The sequence below is a fragment of the Agrococcus lahaulensis DSM 17612 genome (genome assembly GCF_000425105.1).
Classification (GTDB): domain Bacteria; phylum Actinomycetota; class Actinomycetes; order Actinomycetales; family Microbacteriaceae; genus Agrococcus; species Agrococcus lahaulensis.
The window spans coordinates 454,228-471,898 of record NZ_AULD01000006.1; the positions used below are offsets into that span (position 1 = coordinate 454,228).

19 protein-coding genes are annotated in these 17,671 nt (G+C 74.1%); 5 read left to right on the plus strand and 14 right to left on the minus strand.

The window, feature by feature from the left end:
* The first annotated feature begins 32 nt into the window (after nt 1-32).
* The gene (locus H508_RS0106975) at nt 33-737 is read left to right on the plus strand and encodes a permease prefix domain 1-containing protein (protein ID WP_026373525.1); all 705 of its coding nucleotides are present in this window, start codon (nt 33-35) and stop codon (nt 735-737) included.
* Here the strand turns inward: H508_RS0106975 and H508_RS0106980 are convergent.
* Genes H508_RS0106980 through H508_RS0106995 form a run of 4 tightly spaced genes read right to left on the minus strand, consistent with a single transcriptional unit; the run spans nt 706 to nt 4,009 of the window.
* Nucleotides 706-1,032: a helix-turn-helix transcriptional regulator gene (locus H508_RS0106980; RefSeq protein WP_026373526.1), complete on the minus strand. Its 327-nt coding sequence runs from the start codon at nt 1,030-1,032 to the stop codon at nt 706-708. The two genes, H508_RS0106975 and H508_RS0106980, sit on opposite strands and share 32 nt — an antisense overlap.
* Nucleotides 1,033-1,086: 54 nt before the next feature.
* Complete coding sequence (locus tag H508_RS0106985) at nt 1,087-1,863, minus strand: fumarylacetoacetate hydrolase family protein (protein ID WP_021010041.1); 777 nt, start codon at nt 1,861-1,863, stop codon at nt 1,087-1,089.
* Nucleotides 1,863-2,951: a branched-chain amino acid aminotransferase gene (locus H508_RS0106990; RefSeq protein WP_021010040.1), complete on the minus strand. Its 1,089-nt coding sequence runs from the start codon at nt 2,949-2,951 to the stop codon at nt 1,863-1,865. Before H508_RS0106990 ends, H508_RS0106985 begins: the two co-directional genes overlap by 1 nt.
* Entirely contained in the window at nt 2,948-4,009 is a 1,062-nt protein-coding gene (locus H508_RS0106995; protein ID WP_035254222.1) for a 3-isopropylmalate dehydrogenase, read from the minus strand. Before H508_RS0106995 ends, H508_RS0106990 begins: the two co-directional genes overlap by 4 nt.
* 171 nt (nt 4,010-4,180) lie before the next feature.
* Between H508_RS0106995 and H508_RS0107000 the strand changes: the two genes are divergently transcribed.
* Together H508_RS0107000 and H508_RS0107005 are read left to right on the plus strand one after the other, a co-directional pair.
* Nucleotides 4,181-4,438: a DUF6458 family protein gene (locus H508_RS0107000; RefSeq protein WP_021010038.1), complete on the plus strand. Its 258-nt coding sequence runs from the start codon at nt 4,181-4,183 to the stop codon at nt 4,436-4,438.
* 110 nt (nt 4,439-4,548) lie between these two features.
* Nucleotides 4,549-5,748: a sensor histidine kinase gene (locus H508_RS0107005; protein ID WP_021010037.1), complete on the plus strand. Its 1,200-nt coding sequence runs from the start codon at nt 4,549-4,551 to the stop codon at nt 5,746-5,748.
* 21 nt (nt 5,749-5,769) lie between these two features.
* On the opposite strand, the gene H508_RS0107010 is transcribed toward H508_RS0107005, so the two are convergent.
* Both H508_RS0107010 and H508_RS0107015 read right to left on the minus strand, forming a co-directional pair.
* On the minus strand, nt 5,770-6,495 hold the full coding sequence (locus tag H508_RS0107010) for an alpha/beta fold hydrolase (protein WP_035254223.1): 726 nt from the start codon (nt 6,493-6,495) through the stop codon (nt 5,770-5,772).
* Nucleotides 6,496-6,549: 54 nt separating this feature from the next.
* Nucleotides 6,550-8,073, minus strand: coding sequence for an MFS transporter (locus tag H508_RS0107015; protein ID WP_035254224.1), 1,524 nt, complete (start codon nt 8,071-8,073; stop codon nt 6,550-6,552).
* A 49-nt stretch (nt 8,074-8,122) separates the two neighbouring features.
* Here H508_RS0107015 and H508_RS17915 point away from each other — a divergent pair, with 49 nt between their 5' ends.
* Nucleotides 8,123-8,659, plus strand: a complete 537-nt coding sequence (locus H508_RS17915; RefSeq protein ID WP_026373530.1) for a TetR/AcrR family transcriptional regulator — start codon at nt 8,123-8,125, stop codon at nt 8,657-8,659.
* An 18-nt stretch (nt 8,660-8,677) separates the two neighbouring features.
* Here the strand turns inward: H508_RS17915 and serA are convergent, their stop codons facing one another.
* A complete protein-coding gene (gene serA, locus H508_RS0107025; RefSeq protein WP_026373531.1) occupies nt 8,678-10,270 on the minus strand; it encodes a phosphoglycerate dehydrogenase in 1,593 nt (530 codons plus the stop codon).
* A 148-nt stretch (nt 10,271-10,418) separates the two neighbouring features.
* Between serA and H508_RS0107030 the strand changes: the two genes are divergently transcribed.
* On the plus strand, nt 10,419-10,814 hold the full coding sequence (locus H508_RS0107030) for a DoxX family protein (RefSeq protein ID WP_026373532.1): 396 nt from the start codon (nt 10,419-10,421) through the stop codon (nt 10,812-10,814).
* A gap of 18 nt (nt 10,815-10,832) precedes the next feature.
* On the opposite strand, the gene H508_RS16690 is transcribed toward H508_RS0107030, so the two are convergent.
* From H508_RS16690 to H508_RS0107060, 7 genes are all read right to left on the minus strand, one after another.
* On the minus strand, nt 10,833-11,180 hold the full coding sequence (locus H508_RS16690) for a hypothetical protein (protein ID WP_051222918.1): 348 nt from the start codon (nt 11,178-11,180) through the stop codon (nt 10,833-10,835).
* A complete protein-coding gene (locus H508_RS16695; protein ID WP_021010030.1) occupies nt 11,177-11,569 on the minus strand; it encodes a hypothetical protein in 393 nt (130 codons plus the stop codon). The genes H508_RS16690 and H508_RS16695 overlap by 4 nt, the downstream gene beginning before the upstream one ends.
* Before the next feature lie 22 nt (nt 11,570-11,591).
* Nucleotides 11,592-12,578 (minus strand): DUF2332 domain-containing protein, encoded by a 987-nt coding sequence (locus H508_RS0107040; RefSeq protein ID WP_026373533.1) that lies wholly within the window; start codon nt 12,576-12,578, stop codon nt 11,592-11,594.
* Between the two features lie 36 nt (nt 12,579-12,614).
* Complete coding sequence (locus H508_RS0107045; RefSeq protein ID WP_026373534.1) at nt 12,615-14,111, minus strand: FAD-dependent oxidoreductase; 1,497 nt, start codon at nt 14,109-14,111, stop codon at nt 12,615-12,617.
* Between the two features lie 194 nt (nt 14,112-14,305).
* A complete protein-coding gene (gene ilvC, locus H508_RS0107050; RefSeq protein WP_021010027.1) occupies nt 14,306-15,331 on the minus strand; it encodes a ketol-acid reductoisomerase in 1,026 nt (341 codons plus the stop codon).
* Nucleotides 15,332-15,358: 27 nt separating this feature from the next.
* Entirely contained in the window at nt 15,359-15,874 is a 516-nt protein-coding gene (gene ilvN / locus H508_RS0107055) for an acetolactate synthase small subunit (protein WP_021010026.1), read from the minus strand.
* Nucleotides 15,874-17,661: an acetolactate synthase large subunit gene (locus H508_RS0107060; protein ID WP_021010025.1), complete on the minus strand. Its 1,788-nt coding sequence runs from the start codon at nt 17,659-17,661 to the stop codon at nt 15,874-15,876. The genes ilvN and H508_RS0107060 overlap by 1 nt, the downstream gene beginning before the upstream one ends.
* Between the last annotated feature and the right edge of the window lie 10 nt (nt 17,662-17,671).

Below are 17,671 nucleotides of genomic sequence, written 5' to 3' on the forward strand. Positions count from 1 at the left end.
GCCTCCCATCCTAGGCGTGGGAGGATCGATCGGTGCCCCGCTCCCGCCCGGTCTCCCGCGCCGCGGCCGACCCCGTCGGCGAGCTCGTCGACCGCCTCGAGCGCGCCGTCGTCGCGTCGCCGCGCCGGCGCGCCGAGCTCGCTCGAGAGATCGAGGGCGACCTGCGCGAGGCCGTCGCCGATCGCGTCGTCGCCGGCGCGGCGGAGCCAGCGGCAGCCGCCGCCGTCGTCGCGGAGTTCGGCGACCCGCGCGCGATCGCCGCGGAGCTCTCGCGGGAGCTGCTCGCGGCGCACGGCCGCCGCTTCGCCCCGCTCGCCGCCCTCGCCGCGGTCGCGCTGCTCGCCGCGTGGTTCGCGGGCATGACGTCGCTCGCCGCGATGCCGGGCTTCGGCGTGCCCGTCGAGGCGGGGTGGATGCTGCGGGTCTCGCGCGCGCTCGACGTCGCGGGGCCGTTCGTGGCGGCTGCCGCGCTCGCCGGCTGGGTCGCGCTGCGCCGCGCCGATTCGCTCGCAGCGCTCGTCGCGGTCGCGGCGCTCCAGCTCGCCTTCGCGGTCGCGCTCGTCGCGGGCGCGATCGCGATGGTCGGCGCCGTCGCGGTACCGCCCGCTGGGGTCGGCCTGCTCGTCGCGCTCGTGGCGCTCACGCTGACGCTCGGCGGCGCGCTCGCGGCCGCCGCGGCGGCGCTGCTCGTGCGGTGGGGCGCCGTCAGGCTCGCGCCGCGCCGAGCACTCGGCTGATCACCGTCGACGTCGCGGCCCAGTCGCTGCGCTCGTCGGCGAGGGCGCGCGTGCCCGCCGGCGTCAGCCGGTAGACGCGCTTCGAGCGGCCGCTCGAGGCCCACTCCCCCTCGATGAGCCCGCGGCCCTCGAGCCGCTTGAGCGCGGGGTAGACCGTGCCGCTCGGGAAGTCGAGCGTGCCGTCGGAGCGCTCGCGGATGCGCTCGATCGCACCGTAGCCGTGCACGGGCCCGTCGGCGAGCACCGACAGCAGCATCGCGTCGACGTGGCCGCGGAGGGCATCAGGGGAAGCCATGCGGGCAGTCTAGCCGTGGGCTGCCTCCATATGGAGACAGCCTGCACGCAGGCATCAGCCCGCGACGGCCTGCGCGACGACGGGGTTCCGCAGCGTGCCGACGCCCGGCACCTCGACCTCGACGGTCTCGCCGGCGCGGAGCGGCCCGACGCCCTCGGGCGTGCCCATGAGCACGACGTCGCCGGGCAGCAGCGTCATCGACGCGGTGATCCACTCGAGCACCGTCGGCGCGTCGAAGATCCAGTCGCTCGAGACGCCGTCCTGCTTCACGTCGCCGTCGACGCGCGTGATGAGCCGCAGCGCGTCGTAGTCGGGCTCCGTCTCGATCGCCGGGCCGAGCGGGCAGAAGGTGTCGAAGCCCTTCGCGCGCGCCCACTGCGGCTCGCGCTGCTGGAGGTCGCGCGCGGTGACGTCGTTCGCGACCGTGACGCCGAAGACGGCGTGCATCGCGTTCGCGCGCGTGAGGCGGCGCGCGACCCGGCCGATCACGAGCGCGATCTCGCCCTCGAAGTGCACGTCGGTCGACTCGGGCGGCAGCACGATCGCGTCGTTCGGCCCGATGACGGAGGTGTTGGGCTTGAGGAAGACGAGCGGCTCGCTCGGCACCTCGTTGCCGAGCTCGGCGGCGTGCTTCGCGTAGTTGCGGCCGACGGCGACGACCTTCGAGCGCGGGATGACCGGCGCGAGCAGCCGCGCCTCGGCGAGCGGCACGCGCTCGCCGGTCGTGTCGAAGCCGGCGACGATCGGGTCGCCGACGAGCACGACGAGCGCGTCGTCGTCGACGACGCCGTAGCCGATGCGCTCCCCGTGGGCGAAGCGGGCGACGCGCATCAGCGGGCCTCCACCATCTGCACCATCCAGCCGTGCGGGTCCTCGGCGCGGCCGTACTGGATGTCGGTGAGCTGCTTGCGGAGCGCGAGCGCGACGGGCCCCGCGGGCGCGTCCGGGTCGCCGATCGTCTCGGTCGGGCTCTTGAGCGCGGCGATCGGCGTGAGCACCGCGGCGGTGCCGCACGCGAACGCCTCGGTGATCGAACCGTCGGCGATGCCCTCGCGCCACTCCGCGAGCGTCACGGCGCGGCGCTCGACGGCGTGCCCCGCGTCGGCGGCGAGCTGCAGCAGCGAGTTGCGCGTGATGCCGTCGAGGATCGAGTCCGACTCCGGCGTCACGAGCGTGCCGTCGGCCTTCACGAGCACGACGTTCATGCCGCCGAGCTCCTCGAGGTCGCTGCCCGACTCGTCGAGGAACAGCACCTGGGCGCAGCCGTGCTCGGCCGCCTGCTGCGTCGGCAGCAGGCTCGCGGCGTAGTTGCCGCCGCACTTCGCGGCCCCCGTGCCGCCCTTGCCGGCGCGGTTGTACTCGGTCGAGAGCCAGATCGAGACCGGCTTGACGCCGCTCGCGAAGTAGGGGCCCGCGGGGCTCGCGATGACCATGAACCGCACGGTCTGCGCGGCGCGGACGCCGAGGAACACCTCGTTCGCGATCATGAATGGCCGCAGGTAGAGCGAGTCCTCGCCGCCCGCGGGCACCCACGCCTCATCGACCTCGACGAGCTGGCGGACCGCCTCGACGAAGAGCTCGACCGGCAGCTGCGGCAGCGCGAGCCGCGCCGCCGAGCGCTGCATGCGCTTCGCGTTCTCCTCCGGCCGGAACGCCCACACCGAGCCGTCGGCGCGGCGGTAGGCCTTCATCCCCTCGAAGATCTCCTGGCCGTAGTGCAGCACCGCCGAGGCGGGGTCGAGCTGCAGGGGGCCGTACGGCTCGACGCGCGCGTCGCTCCAGCCGCCCTCGAGCGTCCAGTCGATCGAGACCATGTGGTCGGTGAAGTGGCGGCCGAAGCCGGGCTCGGCGACCACCGCCGCGCGCGCCTCGGCGGAGGCGGGGCTCGGGTTGCGCGTGAGGGTGAACTCGAGGGTCATGCGTGCTCCTTCGCGGTGGCGCGGATGCGGTCGGCGATGGCGTCGCCGACCTCGCTCGTGGTGCGGCGGCTCCCGTCGCGCGCGTCGATGTCGGCGTCGACGGCGTCGCGGATGCGCTGGGCCGCGTCGCGCAGGCCCGAGTGCTCGAGCAGCAGGCCGGCCGAGAGGATCGCCGCGGTGGGATCGGCGATGCCGCGCCCCGCGATGTCGGGCGCGGAGCCGTGCACGGGCTCGAACATGCTCGGGAAGGCGCCGGACGGGTTGAGGTTGCCGGAGGCCGCGAGCCCGATGCCGCCGCCGACGGCGCCCGCGAGGTCGGTGAGGATGTCGCCGAAGAGGTTGTCGGTCACGATGACGTCGAAGCGGCTGGGGTCGTCGACGAGGAAGATCGTCGCGGCGTCGACGTGGAGGTAGTCGACCGACACCTCCGGGTGGTCGACCGCGACCTCGTCGACGATCCGCTGCCAGAGCGCGCCGGCGTGCACGAGCACGTTCTTCTTGTGCACGAGCGTGAGGCGGCGACGGCGCTGCTCGGCGAGCTCGAACGCGAAGCGCACGACCCGCTCGACGCCGAAGGCGGTGTTGACGCTCGTCTCGTTCGCGATCTCGTGCTCGGTGCCGACCCGCAGGGCGCCGCCGTTGCCGACGTAGGGGCCCTCGGTGCCCTCGCGCACGACGACGAAGTCGATGTCGCCCGGCTCGCGGAGCGGGCTGCCGATCTTGGGGTGCAGGCGCGTCGGGCGGAGGTTGACGTGGTGGTCGAAGGCGAAGCGCAGGCGCAGCAGCAGTCCGCGCTCGATGATGCCGCCCGCGAGCCGCGGGTCGGCCGGGTCGCCGCCGACGGCGCCGAGGAGGATCGCGTCGTGCTCGGCGAGCGACGCGAGGGTCGCATCGTCGAGGATCTCGCCCGTCGCGAGGTAGTGCGCCGCCCCGAGGTCGTACTCGGTCTCGACGAGCTCGACGCCGTCGAGCGCGGCGCGCATCGCCTTCCGGGCCTCGAGCGTGACCTCCTGCCCGATGCCGTCCCCACCGATCACCGCGAGCCGCAGCTGCTGCACAGTTCCTCCCAGGCGCACGCGAGGTGCGCGTCGACCGGCGCCGCACCCGCGCGGAGCCGTGCTCCCCAGCCTACTGGCGGCCTCGGATCCCCCACGACGCTCGCAGGTTCGGTCGGTATGTTCCGCGGCAGGCGCGCTGGTCCCGGGGCGCCCGGACGAATGGAGAGCACCTTGAGCATCGGCTTCGGCATCTTCCTCATGGCCGTCGGCGCGATCGTCGCGTGGGCGCTGCCGGGTCTGTGGCAGGTCGAGGGCGCCAACTGGACCCTCATCGGCTACATCCTGCTGGGCGCGGGCGCCCTCGTGACCCTCTTCGGCATCATCATGGCGGCGCGCTCGGGCCGCTCGAGCCAGGTCTCGCGCTCGCGCGTCGACCCGGACACGGGCATGCGGGTCGAGCGCACGGAGCGCCGCGACGACGTCATCTGACGCGCGACGGCGACCCGGGACCGGCTCCGGCCGCGTCCCGGGCGCGCCCGCGCCCCGGCATCGGCCAGGATGGAGCCGACCGAGCGGAGGCTCGGACGGAGGGAGCCCGCGTGCCGAACGCCCAGGATGTCGTCCGCGCGGCGGCGATCGCCGACTACGGCGTGCTCGCCGAAGCGCCTGCCGCCGACGCGGGAGGTGCCGACCTGCGGGGGCTCACCGAGCTCGCCGCCGCGGTCGCGGGCGTGCCGAACGCGGTCATCAACATCATCGACGAGCGGCAGCAGCACCAGATCGCCGCGGTCGGCTTCGAGGCGTCGGTGTGCTCGCGCGAGGACTCGATGTGCAGCCGCGTCTTCGAGGGCCCCGACCAGACGATCGTCGCCGATGCGCGCGCCGACGCGCGGTTCGCGCAGAACCCCTTCGTGACGGGTGAGATCGCCGACGTGCGCTTCTACGCATCCAGTCCACTCCGCACGCCCGGCGGCCTGCCGATCGGGAGCCTGTGCGTCTTCGACGACGAGGTGCGCGAGCTCGACGAGCACGGCGCTCGCAGCCTCGGCCTGCTCGCCGAGCAGGTCGTCGACGTGCTCGAGCTGCGCCGCCTCACGCGCGAGCTGCGCCGCTCCAACGAGCAGCTCGCGCAGTTCGCGGGCCAGGTGAGCCACGACCTGCGCAATCCGCTCGCGGCGCTCACGGGCTACCTGGAGCTCGCGGCCGACAGCCCCGAGCTCGCGGGCGCGCCGGATGCGACGAAGGCGCTCTCGCGCGCGGAGTCGGCGGCCGAGCGCATGGCCGCGCTCGTCGAGGACCTGCTCGACTTCGCCCGCATCGGCGGCAGCGCCCGCCGGCGGCCCGTGGCGCTCGGCGACGTCGTGCGTGCCGCGATCGCCGATCTCGATGCGCAGATCGACGCGGCGGGCGCGACCGTCGACGTCGGGGAGCTGCCGGTCGTGCAGGGCGACGCGACGCTCCTGGGCGCGCTCGCGCAGAACCTGCTCGCGAACGCGGTGAAGTTCGCGTCGGCCGACGGCGCCCGGCCGCGCGTCGAGGTGCGCGCGGAGCGCCTCTCGGGCGGGTGGCGCCTGACGGTCGACGACGACGGCCCTGGCGTGCCGGCCGAGGAGCGCGAGCGCGTGTTCGGACTCATGCAGCGCGGCGACCGCGCCGAGGTCGAGGCGGGCGTCGAGGGGCTCGGCATCGGGCTCTCGACGTGCCGTCGCATCGCGCAGGCGCACGGCGGCCGGATCGGCATCGACGACTCGGCGCTCGGCGGCGCGAGCGTCTGGGTGCTGCTGCCCGCAGGGGACTGAGCCCGCGACCGCCGTGGCCGGTCAGGCGCGTCCGGCGACCTCGGCGATGCGCTCCGCGAGCTCGCGCGGCTTCGACCACATCGGCCAGTGGCCCGTCGGCAGGTCGACGAGCTCGAGCGCGCGGTGCTCGAGCACGCCCGCGAGGAACGGCACGCCCTGCTCGGCGTAGGCGCGGTAGTCGGCCGCCGAGAACGCCGTGCAGATGATGGTCGCCGGCACGTCGAGCCGGCGGTCGTCGCGCAGCGCGACGGCGTCGCGCACGGCTCCCGCGGGCTCGGGCACGGCTCGCTCGCGGAACTCGTCGAGCTGCTCGTCCGTCAGCCCCTGCATCGAGCCCTGCTCGAGCTCGTCCTCCCACGCGGCCTCGAGCGGCATCTCGTCGCCCTCGAACGAGGGGTCCATCGCGTGGCCGTCGACGACCGGCGCGGTGTCGACCCACACCGAGCGCGAGACGCGGTCGACGTGGCGGTCGATCGCGACGGTCGCGGGCGAGGCGGCGCCGCTGTGGGCGACGAGCACGACCGGTCCCTCCCCCTCGAGCGCCGCCTCGATCGCGGCGACGTGGTCGTCGAGCCGCACGCTCCCGCGGTCGGCGTGGTCGGGCTCGAGCCCCGGCAGCGTCAGCGCGGTGACGTCGTGGCCGCGCTCGCGCAGCAGCGCCGCGACCTCGTCCCACGCCCAAGCGCCCAGCCAGAAGCCGGGGACGAGCACGATTCGGGCGCGCACGGCGCCTCCGGTGGTGTCCATGGCGAGACGCTAGCCCGCGCCGCCCACGTGCGCCAGGCGCCCCGGGCAGGCGGCTCAGTGCGCGGGGTGCCGCAGGGTGCGGAACGCGACGAGCATCGCGACGAGCATGAGGCCGGCGCCGAGCGCGCTCGTGGCGACCACGCCGTGGTCGAACGCCGTCCGCGCGGCCTCCACCACCGCATCCGCCGCGCCGCCCGCCCCGGGCGCGGCCGCGATCGCCCCGCCGAGCGTCTCGCGCGCGGCCGCCGCGACGTCGGCGTCGATGCCGGCCGGCAGCGCGAGCGTCGAGCGGTACACCGCCGTGACGAGGCCGCCGAGCAGCGTCGTGCCGAGCACGGCGCCGAACTCGTACGCCGTCTCGGAGAGGGCGGATGCGGCGCCCGCCTTCGCGGGCGGGACGGCGCTGAGCACGAGGTCGTTCGAGACGGTCTCGGCGGCGCCGATGCCGATCCCGAGCAGCGCGAAGGCGCCGACGATGCCGGCGATGCTCACGTCCTCGCCGAGCACCGCGAGGATGCCGTAGGCCGCCGCCGAGCCGCCGAGCGCGACGACGACCGCGATGCCGGGGTCGACGGCGCGGACGACGCGCACGACCGCGAGGCCCGAGACGATCATCGCGACGACGCCCGGGACGAGCACGAGCGCGGCGTCGAGCGCCGGGAGCCCCTCGACGAGCTGCAGGTGCTGGGTGACGAAGAAGAGGAAGCCCGTGAGCGCGACGACGCTCAGGAGGTTGACGACGAGCGCGCCGGAGAACTGCGGCACGCGGAAGAGCGCGACGTCGAGCATCGGGTTCGCCCGGCGGCGCATGCGGCGCACGAAGAGCCAGCCCGCGAGCGCGGCGACGGCGACGAGCGCGATGCCGATCGGGTCGAGGCCCGCGACCGCGAGCTCCTTGACGCCCGCCGCGAGGCCGCCGAGCGCGAGCATCGAGAGGACGATGCCGATCGGGTCGATGGGGCCGGGCGCGGGATCGCGCGACTCGGTGATGAGCAGCGGCGCGAGCACGAGGAGCGGCACGAGGAACGGCACGGCGATGAGGAAGATCGAGCCCCACGCGAAGTGCGCGAGCAGCAGTCCGCCGACGACGGGGCCCGCGGCGGCGCCGACCGAGAACGCCGTCGCCCACACCGCGACCGCGAGGCGGCGTTGGCCGCGGTCGAGGAACGTCGTGCGCAGCAGCGCGAGCGTCGCGGGCATGAGGGTCGCGCCGAACAGGCCCAGCGCGGCGCGCGCGGCGATGAGCAGCTCGGCCGTGGGGGCGAACGCCGCGAGCACCGAGACGACGGCGAAGCCCGTCGCGCCGATGAGCAGCAGCCGGCGCCGGCCGACGCGGTCGCCGAGGTTGCCCATCGCGACGAGCAGGGTCGCGAGCACGAGCGAGTAGGCGTCGACGATCCAGAGCTGCTGCGCCGAGCTCGGCTGCAGCGCGACGGCGATCTCGGGCAGCGCGAACGCGAGCGCCGTCGTGTCGATCGAGATGAGGAGCACCGGGAGCATGAGCACCGCGAGCGCTCCCCACTCGCGCGCTCCCGCTCGGGCGGGTGCGGCGATGGCGGAGGGGTTCGATCGAGTCACCCGATTACTGTACCGTCCGGACGGTTTGGTGGCAAGGTAGGGTGAGGGCGTGAGCAAGGCAGCCGACACCCGCGATCGCATCCTCGACGCGTTCGAGGCGCTCGTGATCGAGCGCGGCGAGCGCGCCGGCACGCTCGCCGCGACGGCCGAGGCCGCCGGCGTCTCGAAGGGCGGGCTGCTCTACCACTTCGGCTCGAAGGCCGCGCTCGTGGCCGGGCTCGCCGAGCGCCTCGATCGCTTCGGTGAGGCGGAGGAGGCGCGGCTGCGCGGCACCGACGAAGCCGTCGCGGTCTTCCTCCGCGAGTCGGTCATCGCCGACCAGCCGGTCGACCGCACGCTGCTCGCGCTCCTGCAGCTCGGCCAGCTCGAGGAGCACGCGGCCGCGCGCGACGCCCTCACGCGGCTCGACGACCACTACCTCGCGGCGCTCGAGTCGAGCATCGGCGACCGCGACCTCGCGCTCGTGATCGTGCGCTTGAGCGACGGCATCTACTTGCGGTCGGCGCTCGGCGGCAGCGAGTCGATCCCTGCCGACTCCGTCGACCGCGTGATCGCGCGGCTCGACGGCCTCATCCGCGGCGCTTGAGCGAGCCGGAGCGACCGCTCAGAGCTCGCGGATCGAGATCTGCCGGATCGTCTTCGCCTGGATGGTCGCGCCGAGCTGCTCGACGAGCGCGTCGGGCGCCGCCTGGTCGATCGTGATGATCGAGAGCGCCTCGCCGCCCGCGCGCGTGCGCGCGATCTGCATGCCGGCGATGTTGATGCTCGCCTCGCCGAACGCGGCGCCGTAGGCCGCGACGATGCCGGGCCGGTCCTCGTACTCCATGACGACGAAGTGATCGGCCATCGGCACCTCGACCGACTGCCCGTTGACGCCGACGATCTTCTCGACCTGCTTCGGGCCCGTGAGGGTGCCCTCGACGCTCACGCGGCGGCCGTCGCTGCGCGCGACGACGACCTCGACGACGTTGCGGTACTCCTCGCTGCGCTCGTCGGCCGAGAGCTCGCTCGTGACGCCGCGCGACTCGGCGATGACGGGCGCGTTGACGAACGTCACCTGCTCGCTCACGATCGACGAGAAGAAGCCCTTGAGCGCCGCGAGCCGCAGCACCTTGACGTCGTAGGCGGCGAGCTCGCCGTGCACCGCGACGTCGACCGCCTCGACGGGACCGGCGGCGAGGCCGGCCGCGAACTGCCCGAGCCGCTCGGCGAGCGCGATGCCGGGGCGCACGTACTCGTCGATCACGCCGCCCGCGACGTTGACCGCATCCGGCACGAGATCGCCCGAGAGCGCGAGCCGCACGGAGCGGGCGACGGCGATGCCGGCCTTCTCCTGCGCCTCGTCGGTCGAGGCGCCGAGGTGCGGGGTGACCTGGATGTTGGGGGCGCTCGTGAGCGCGTCGTCGGTCGGCGGCTCGGAGACGAACACGTCGATGCCCGCGCCCGCGATCGTGCCGCTGCGGAGCGCCTCGGCGAGCGCGGCCTCGTCGATGATGCCGCCGCGCGAGGCGTTCACGATGCGCAGCGTCGGCTTCGCGAGCGCGAGCTCCGCGGCGCCGATGAGGCCGACCGTCTCGGGCGTGCGCGGGATGTGGATCGTGATGAAGTCGCTCTCGGCCATGAGCTCCTCGAGCGAGCGCAGCTCGACGCCGAGCTGCGCGGCGCGCGCGGGGCTCACGAAGGGGTCGAAGGCGATGAGCTTGGTGCCGAAGGCCGCGAGCCGCTCGGCGACGAGCACGCCGATGCGGCCGAGGCCGACGATGCCGACCGTCTTCTCGTAGAGCTCGACGCCCGTGAACGCCGACCGCTTCCACTCGCCTCGCTTTAGGGACGCATCCGCTGCCGGGATGTGGCGCGCGAGCCCCAGCAGGTGGGCGATCGCGAGCTCGGCGGCCGAGACGATGTTGGAGGTCGGCGCGTTGACGACCATGACGCCCGCCTTCGTCGCGGCGGGGATCTCGACGTTGTCGAGGCCGACGCCCGCGCGGGCGACGACCTTGAGGCGCGGCGCGTGCGAGAGCGCCTCGGCGTCGATGCGCGTCGCGCTGCGCACGAGCACGGCGGATACGTCGGCGAGGGCGGCGAAGAGCGCCTCGCGGTCGGTGCCGTCGACGTGGCGCACGTCGAAGTCGGGCCCGAGGGCGTCGACGGTGGCGGCCGAGAGCTCCTCGGCGATCAGGACGACGGGCTTGGTCATGCGGGGCTCCTTGCACGGGTGGAGGGATCGCGATCGCGGGCAGCACCTCGTCGTGCTGAGCACAGCCTACTGAGCGTCGCGTGCCGCACCGCGCGCGTGGCGGCCGTGGCGGACCGGGCGGGCCTGCGGGTGCTGGAGAATGGAGGCGATGGACGCCTTCGCTCTCGCGCAGCTCGTGCTGCGCATCATCCTCGCCCTCGTCTTCGTCGGCATGGGCATCACCCACTTCGTGCCGCGCGTGCGCCGGGCGATGCAGGCGATGATCCCGGCAGCGTTCGCCGGCCCCGAGCGGCGCTGGGCGCCCGCGCTCGCCGCGATCTCCGGCGTCGTCGAGATCGTCGCCGGTGCTGCGCTCCTCGCGCCGTGGTGGGGTGTGCGCTTCGCGGCCGGCATCGCGCTCATCGCGCTGCTCATCGCGGTCTTCCCCGCCAACGTGCAGGCCGCGCGCGAGCCCGAGCGCTTCGGCGCCGCCGCGGTGCCGATCGCACCGCGCGCCGTCGGGCAGGTCGTGCTCGGCGCGCTCGTGCTCGTCTCGGTGATCTGAGCCGGAGCCCGCGCCGGCTCAGCCGCCGAGCGCCGCGATCGCGATCTGGCGCGCGAGCTGCTCGGCGAGCAGGCTCGCCTGCGCGCTCACCGCGAGCGCGACGAGCATGACGCCCGCCTTGCCGACCAGCCGCATCCGCCGCCCGATCCAGAGCGACAGCGCGAAGAGCACGGCGGGCAGCGCGACGCTCGCGATGAGCAGCCACCACGGCGTCGACGCCTCGATGCCCGCGCTCGCGTAGAGCAGCGGCAGCTGCTGCAGGTTCGTGACCGCCTCGACCGTGTCGTAGCCGAATGCGAGCGCGAACAGCAGCGCGACGATCCACGCGTCGCCGGGGCGCTCCTCGTGCGGCTGCCGCGCGCTCACGCGAGCACCCCCGCGACGAGCGGCCACGGTGCGGTCACGACGAGGCCGGCGATCCACCACGGCGCGCGGCGCTCGAGCGGTGCGAGCCGGTCGACGCACCACCACCACAGCAGCGGTGCGATCACGGCGAGCAGCTCGCCGAGCTGGTACATCACGAGGCCGAGCAGGCTCGGCTGCTGCACGGGGTTCGCGAACATCACGACGATCCAGCCCACGGTGGCTGCGAGCGCGAGCACGAGCGCGAGCCAACCGAGCGGGCCGCGGGGCCGCGCCTCGCGCGCGGCGGGGGCCGCCGCGCCGGATCGCGCGCGATCGCCGTCGTCGGCGGAGGGCTCGAGGTCGAGGTCCTCGTCCCCCTCCCAGCGGAGGGCGTCGTCGTCGCGGCTCACTCGATCCAGCCTAGCCGCTGGCTCACCTCGCGAGGTCGGCGAGCCAGGTGATCGAGGCGCCGTGCGGATCGGTGACCGCGATCGGCACGGCGTCGCGCCGGAGCACGAAGTCGCCGGCGTCGGCCCACGGGGCGGGCGGGCCGATCTCGAGCGACGCTCCCTCGTTCGCGACCCACGTGACGGGCAGCTCGCCCATGAGATCCGCGAACGTCGCGCGCTCGAGCGCGGAGACGTACGCGAGCACCGCGGAGTGCCAGACGACGACCGTCGGCGCGTGCCGGGCGGCCTCCTCGACGATCGCGCGCGCATCGACCGTCAGGTCGCCGCGCCGCACGTGGGCCGGCTCCCGCCGGGCGATCGCGAGCGCGGTGCGCAGCCGGTCGACGCGGGCGCCGTCGAGCCCACCCGACGCATCCGGCCACACGAGCGCCTCGAGCCACGCCCTGGTCGCCGGGTCGGCCGGATCGAGCGGCTGCAGGTCGATGCCGCCGCGCCATGCCACGACGGGTGGCCTCGCGGGCAGCGGGGTCGACGGCGAGGCATCGGTCTCGAGCAGCGGCAGGCCGGCGTCGCCGACGTACTTGCCGGCGCCGAAGCGGTAGCGCCAGCGGTCCGGGTAGAGGCACAGCCCAGCCGAGGCGCCCACCTCGACGAGGGCGATCGGCCCCTCGAGGTGCGCGATCGCCGGCAGCAGGGTCGCCATGCGCCTCGCCTCGTTCGTCTGCGTCATGCGGGCGAGCATCGTCGAGCGGATGCGCTCCCACCCGCGGGCGAGCAGGTCGCGCGCGTCGCTCCACGGCACGAGCGGGACGCCCTCGAAGCGCGCGGCCGCGAAGAGCAGGTTGGGCTGCCGCTTGATGGGCTCGAGCTGCGCGAGCGCGGCACACAGCGGCTCGTCGTCGGCGACGCCGCGCGCCCACTCGGCGTAGAGCGGCGAGCGCCCCGCCTCGACCTCCGCCCAGCGGCGATACGAGGCGGCCACGGATCCCGGCTGGGTGACGTCGTCCACGGCGACCACCCTGCCACGGTCCTCGGAGGTCGGCCCTCAGCCCGCGACGGGCTCGCGCGGCGCGCGGCGGAGCGCGCGCAGCGGGCAGTCGGCGGGCCCCTCGAGGCGCGACCCGTCGGGCGCGAAGCGCGAGCCGTGCGCGACGCAGTCCCAGCTGCGGTCCTGCGTGTTCCAGGCGACGAGCGCCCCGACGTGCGGGCAGTGGGCGGAGACCCGCCGGGTCTCGCCGTCGACCGTCGAGGTCGCGACGAGCCGGAGGCCCTCGCGGCCGAGCTCGCCCTCGCCCTCCGCGGGCGTGCTCGCGGGCTTGAGCGCCGACGCGGTCGCGCGCGCATCGGCCGCGACGACGGCGCCGAACGCGCCCGCGGCCTGGCCGAGCGCCGCGATCGTCGTGCCGCGCCGGCGCAGGGTGCGCGCCCACTCGGGCTCCTCCCCCGCGATGCGGCCCGCGAGCGCGATCGCGCTCATCGCGCCGCTCGACATGCCCCACTTGTCGAAGCCGGTCGCGAGCAGCACGCGCCCGCGCGAGCCCGGTCGCGCACCGATCCACGGCAGCAGGTCGGGCGTCGCGTAGTCCTGCGCGCTCCACACGTGCGTGCGCTCGGCGTCGGGCCAGTACGACCGCACCCAGCGGTCGAGCTCGTCGACGAGCCGCCGTGGGTCGGCGTGCCGGCCGACGGCGTGGCCGGGGCCGCCGGCGACGAGCACCGCACCGCCCGGGCCGGCGGCGCTGCGGATCGAGCGGCTCGGCGAGTCGACGCTGATGGCCATCGGCTCGGGCAGCGGGGCGCTCGTGCGGTACGCGGCGGCGTAGGAGCGGCTCGCGGTCAGCAGCGCCGATGTCGCGCGCGCCGGCACCGGCGAGCCGGTCGCGAGCACCGCCGTGCCCGCGCGCCAGACGCCGCTGCCGGTCTCGAGCTCGACGCCGCGCCCGACCGTGCGCACCGAGCGCACCGCCGCGCGCACGATGCGCCCGCCGTGCTCGCGCAGCTCGGCGGCGAGCGCGGCGAGCATCGCGACCGGCTGCACCTGCGCCTGCTCGATGAGCTGGATCGCGCCGGCGACGCGGAACGGCAGCGCCTCCGCGCCGCTCGACTCGACCGGGATGCCGAGCCCGCGCGCGGCTTCCACCTCGCGCTCGAGCGCCGCGACGCCCGCGGGGGTGAACGCGAACGAGATCGCCGTGCGCTCCTCGGCGGGCGCGCCGCGAGCGGCGAGCAGGCTGCGGAGTCGAGACTGGCCCGCGATCGATCCCTCGACGAAGGCCTCGACCGCGTCGCGCCGCGCGAGCCCGAGCGCGCGGTGCAGCCGATCGCCCTGCAGGAGGCTCACCTTCGCGGTCGTGTTGCCGGTCGCGACGGCGCCGACGTGGTCGCGCGCCTCGAGCACGACGACGCGAGCGCCGCGTCCGGCGAGCAGCGCCGCGGTCATGAGGCCGGTGATGCCGGCGCCCACGACGGCGACGTCGGCGTCGCGCCGGCCCGCCTCGTCGAAGCCGATCGGGGGCGCGGTGTCGAGCCAGAGCGAAGCCATGCGGCCCACCCAAGCGCGCTTGGCTGTGAGCGAGCCGCACCGAGCGCCATCGCCCGATCATGTGCACGCTCCTGCGGCCTCTGCGCGCGCCGGACCGCAAGAGCGTGCATCTCGCGGGAGGCCGGTGGTCACCGTGAGTGCGGATGCGAGGAGGGGACCCCGCTCGGGGTCCCCTCCTCGTCAAGAGCCGGTCGTCAGCGGGCGGCCGAGCCGTCCGTGTAGTCGGCGTCGGGCTGCTCCCAGGCGAAGAGCGCGCGCAGCTTCTTGCCGGTCTCCTCGATCGGGTGGCCCTGCTGCTGCTCGCGGAGCTTCGTGAACTCCGGCGCGCCGGCGTCCTGGTCTTCGATGAAGCGCTTCGCGAACGCACCCGACTGGATGTCGGCGAGCACGGCCTGCATGTTCTGCTTCACGTCGGGGCTGATGACGCGCGGGCCCGAGACGTAGTCGCCGTACTCGGCGGTGTCGGAGATCGACCAGCGCTGCTTCGCGATGCCGCCCTCCCACATGAGGTCGACGATGAGCTTGAGCTCGTGGAGCACCTCGAAGTAGGCGATCTCGGGCTGGTAGCCGGCCTCGATGAGGGTCTCGAAGCCGTACTGCACGAGCTGCGACGTGCCGCCGCACAGCACGGCCTGCTCGCCGAACAGGTCGGTCTCGGTCTCCTCGGTGAAGGTCGTCGTGATGCCGCCCGCGCGGAGGCCGCCGATGGCCTTCGCGTACGACCACGCCGTCTGCCACGCCGAGCCCGACGCATCCTTCTCGACGGCGACGATCACGGGCACGCCGCGGCCGGCCTGGAACTCGCGGCGCACCGTGTGGCCCGGGCCCTTCGGTGCGACGAGCACGACGTCGACGCCCTCGGGCGCCTCGATGTAGCCGTAGCGGATGTTGAAGCCGTGGCTGAACAGGAGCGTCTTGCCCTCGCCCATGTGCTGGGCGACCTCGCCGCTGTAGATGTGGCGCTGGTGCTGGTCCGGGGCGAGCAGCACGACGACGTCGGCCCACTCGGCGACCTCGGCCGGCGTGCCGACCTCGAAGCCCTGCTCGGTCGCCTTCTGGCGGCTCTTCGACTCGGGCTGGAGCCCGACGCGGACCTCGACGCCCGAGTCGCGCAGGTTCTGCGCGTGCGCGTGGCCCTGCGAGCCGTAGCCGATGATGGCGACCTTCTTGCCCTGGATGATGCCGAGGTCGGCACCGTCGTCATAGATGACCTCAGTCATGCTGTCTCCTTCGTCTGGTTCTGTGGATCAGGAGCTCTGCTTGAGCGCGCGCTCGCTGATGGACTTGCCGCCGCGGCCGATGGCCAGCAGGCCCGACTGCGCGATCTCCTTGATGCCGTACGGCTCGAGGAGCCGCAGCAGCGCCTGGCACTTCGGGGAGTCGCCCGTGACCTCGATCACGAGCGCATCGGTCGTGACGTCGACGACGCGCGCGCGGAAGAGCGTCGCGGCCTCGAGGATCTGCGACCTCGTCGAGTTGTCGACGCGCACCTTGATGAGCATGTGCTCGCGCTGCACCGACTGGGCCGGCTCGAGCTCGACGATCTTCACGACGTTGATGAGCTTGTTGAGCTGCTTCGTGACCTGCTCGAGCGGCAGGTCCTCGACGTCGACGACGGCGGTGATGCGGGACAGGCCCGGCACCTCGGTCTTGCCGACCGCGAGCGACTCGATGTTGAAGCCGCGGCGGGCGAACAGGCCCGCCACACGGGTCAGGAGGCCCGGCTTGTCCTCGACGAGGAGCGACAGGACGTGCGTGCTCATCACTCCTCCTCCCACACCGGGCTGTGCTCCTTGGCGTACTGCACGAAGGAGTTCGAGACGCCCTGCGGCACCATGGGCCACACCATCGCGTCCTTCGAGACGATGAAGTCGATCACGACCGGTCGGTCGTTCGTCTCGAGCGCGAGCTTGATGGCCGGGTCGATCTCCTCCGGCTTCGTCACGCGGATCGCGAGGCAGCCGTAGGCCTCGCCGAGCTTGACGAAGTCGGGGATCATCTTCGCGTCGTCGCCGGTCTCGAGGTCGGTGAACGAGTGCCGGCCCTCGTAGAAGAGGCTCTGCCACTGCCGCACCATGCCGAGCGACGAGTTGTTGATGACCGCGACCTTGATCGGGATGTCGTTGAGCGTGCAGGTCGCGAGCTCCTGGTTGGTCATCTGGAAGCAGCCGTCGCCGTCGATCGCCCACACGACGCGCTCGGGCTCGGCGACCTTCGCGCCCATCGCGGCCGGCACGGCGTAGCCCATCGTGCCGGCGCCGCCGGAGTTGAGCCACGCGTTCGGGCGCTCGTACTGGATGAACTGCGCCGCCCACATCTGGTGCTGGCCGACGCCCGACGCGTAGATCGCCTCGGGGCCGGTGAGCTCGCCGATGCGCTGGATGACGTGCTGCGGCGAGAGCTTGCCGTCGCTCGGCTCGGGGAAGCCGAGCGGGAAGCGCTCCTGCAGTCCGTGCAGCCGCTCCCACCAGTCGGTGAGGTCGGGGCGCTCGTTCGCCGCGAGCTCCTGGAACGCGATCGAGAGGTCGCTCAGCACCTCGCGCACGTCGCCCACGATCGGCACGTCGGCGGTGCGGATCTTCGAGATCTCGGCGGGGTCGACGTCGACGTGGATGACCTTCGCGTTCGGCGCGAACTCGGCGACCTTGCCGGTCACCCGGTCGTCGAAGCGAGCGCCGAGCGCGACGATGAGGTCGCACTCCTGGAACGCGAGCACCGCGGGGACCGTGCCGTGCATCCCGGGCATGCCGAGCTGCTGCGGGTGCGAGTCGGGGAAGGCGCCGCGCGCCATGAGCGTCGTCACGACCGGCGCCCCGGTCGACTCGGCGAACTCGAGCAGCTCCGCCGACGCCTTCGCGCGGATGGCGCCGCCGCCGACGTAGAGCAGCGGGCGCTCGGAGCTCGCGAGCAGCTGCGCCGCGGCGGTGATCTGCTTGCCGTGCGCCTTGACGACCGGCCGGTAGCCGGGCAGGTCGACGCGATCGGGCCACACGAACGGCGCGGAGTCCTGCTGCGCGTCCTTCGTGATGTCGACGAGCACGGGGCCGGGACGACCCGTGGATGCGATGTGGAACGCCGCGCGCAGCGCGCCCGGCACGTCCTCGGGGCGCGTGACCTGGAAGGTGTGCTTCGTGATGGGCATCACGATGCCGGTGATGTCGGCCTCCTGGAACGCATCCGTGCCGATGAGGTGGCTGAACACCTGGCCGGTGATCGCGACCATCGGGACCGAGTCCATGTAGGCGTCGGCGAGCGCGGTGACGAGGTTCGTCGCGCCCGGACCGCTCGTCGCGAGGCACACGCCGACCCGGCCGGTCGCGGCCGCGTAGCCCTCGGCGGCGTGGCCGCCGCCCTGCTCGTGGCGCACGAGGATGTGACGGATGGCCGACTGCTGCATGAGCTCGTCGTAGAAGGGGATGATCGCGCCGCCGGGGATGCCGAAGACGTCGGTGACGCCGAGCAGCTCGAGCGACTTGAGGACGGCTCCCGAGCCGGTGAGGGTCGGGGGCTCGGCGCTGCGCGGCGGCGCAGGCCTGGCGGTGATGGGCATGGCTCTCCTG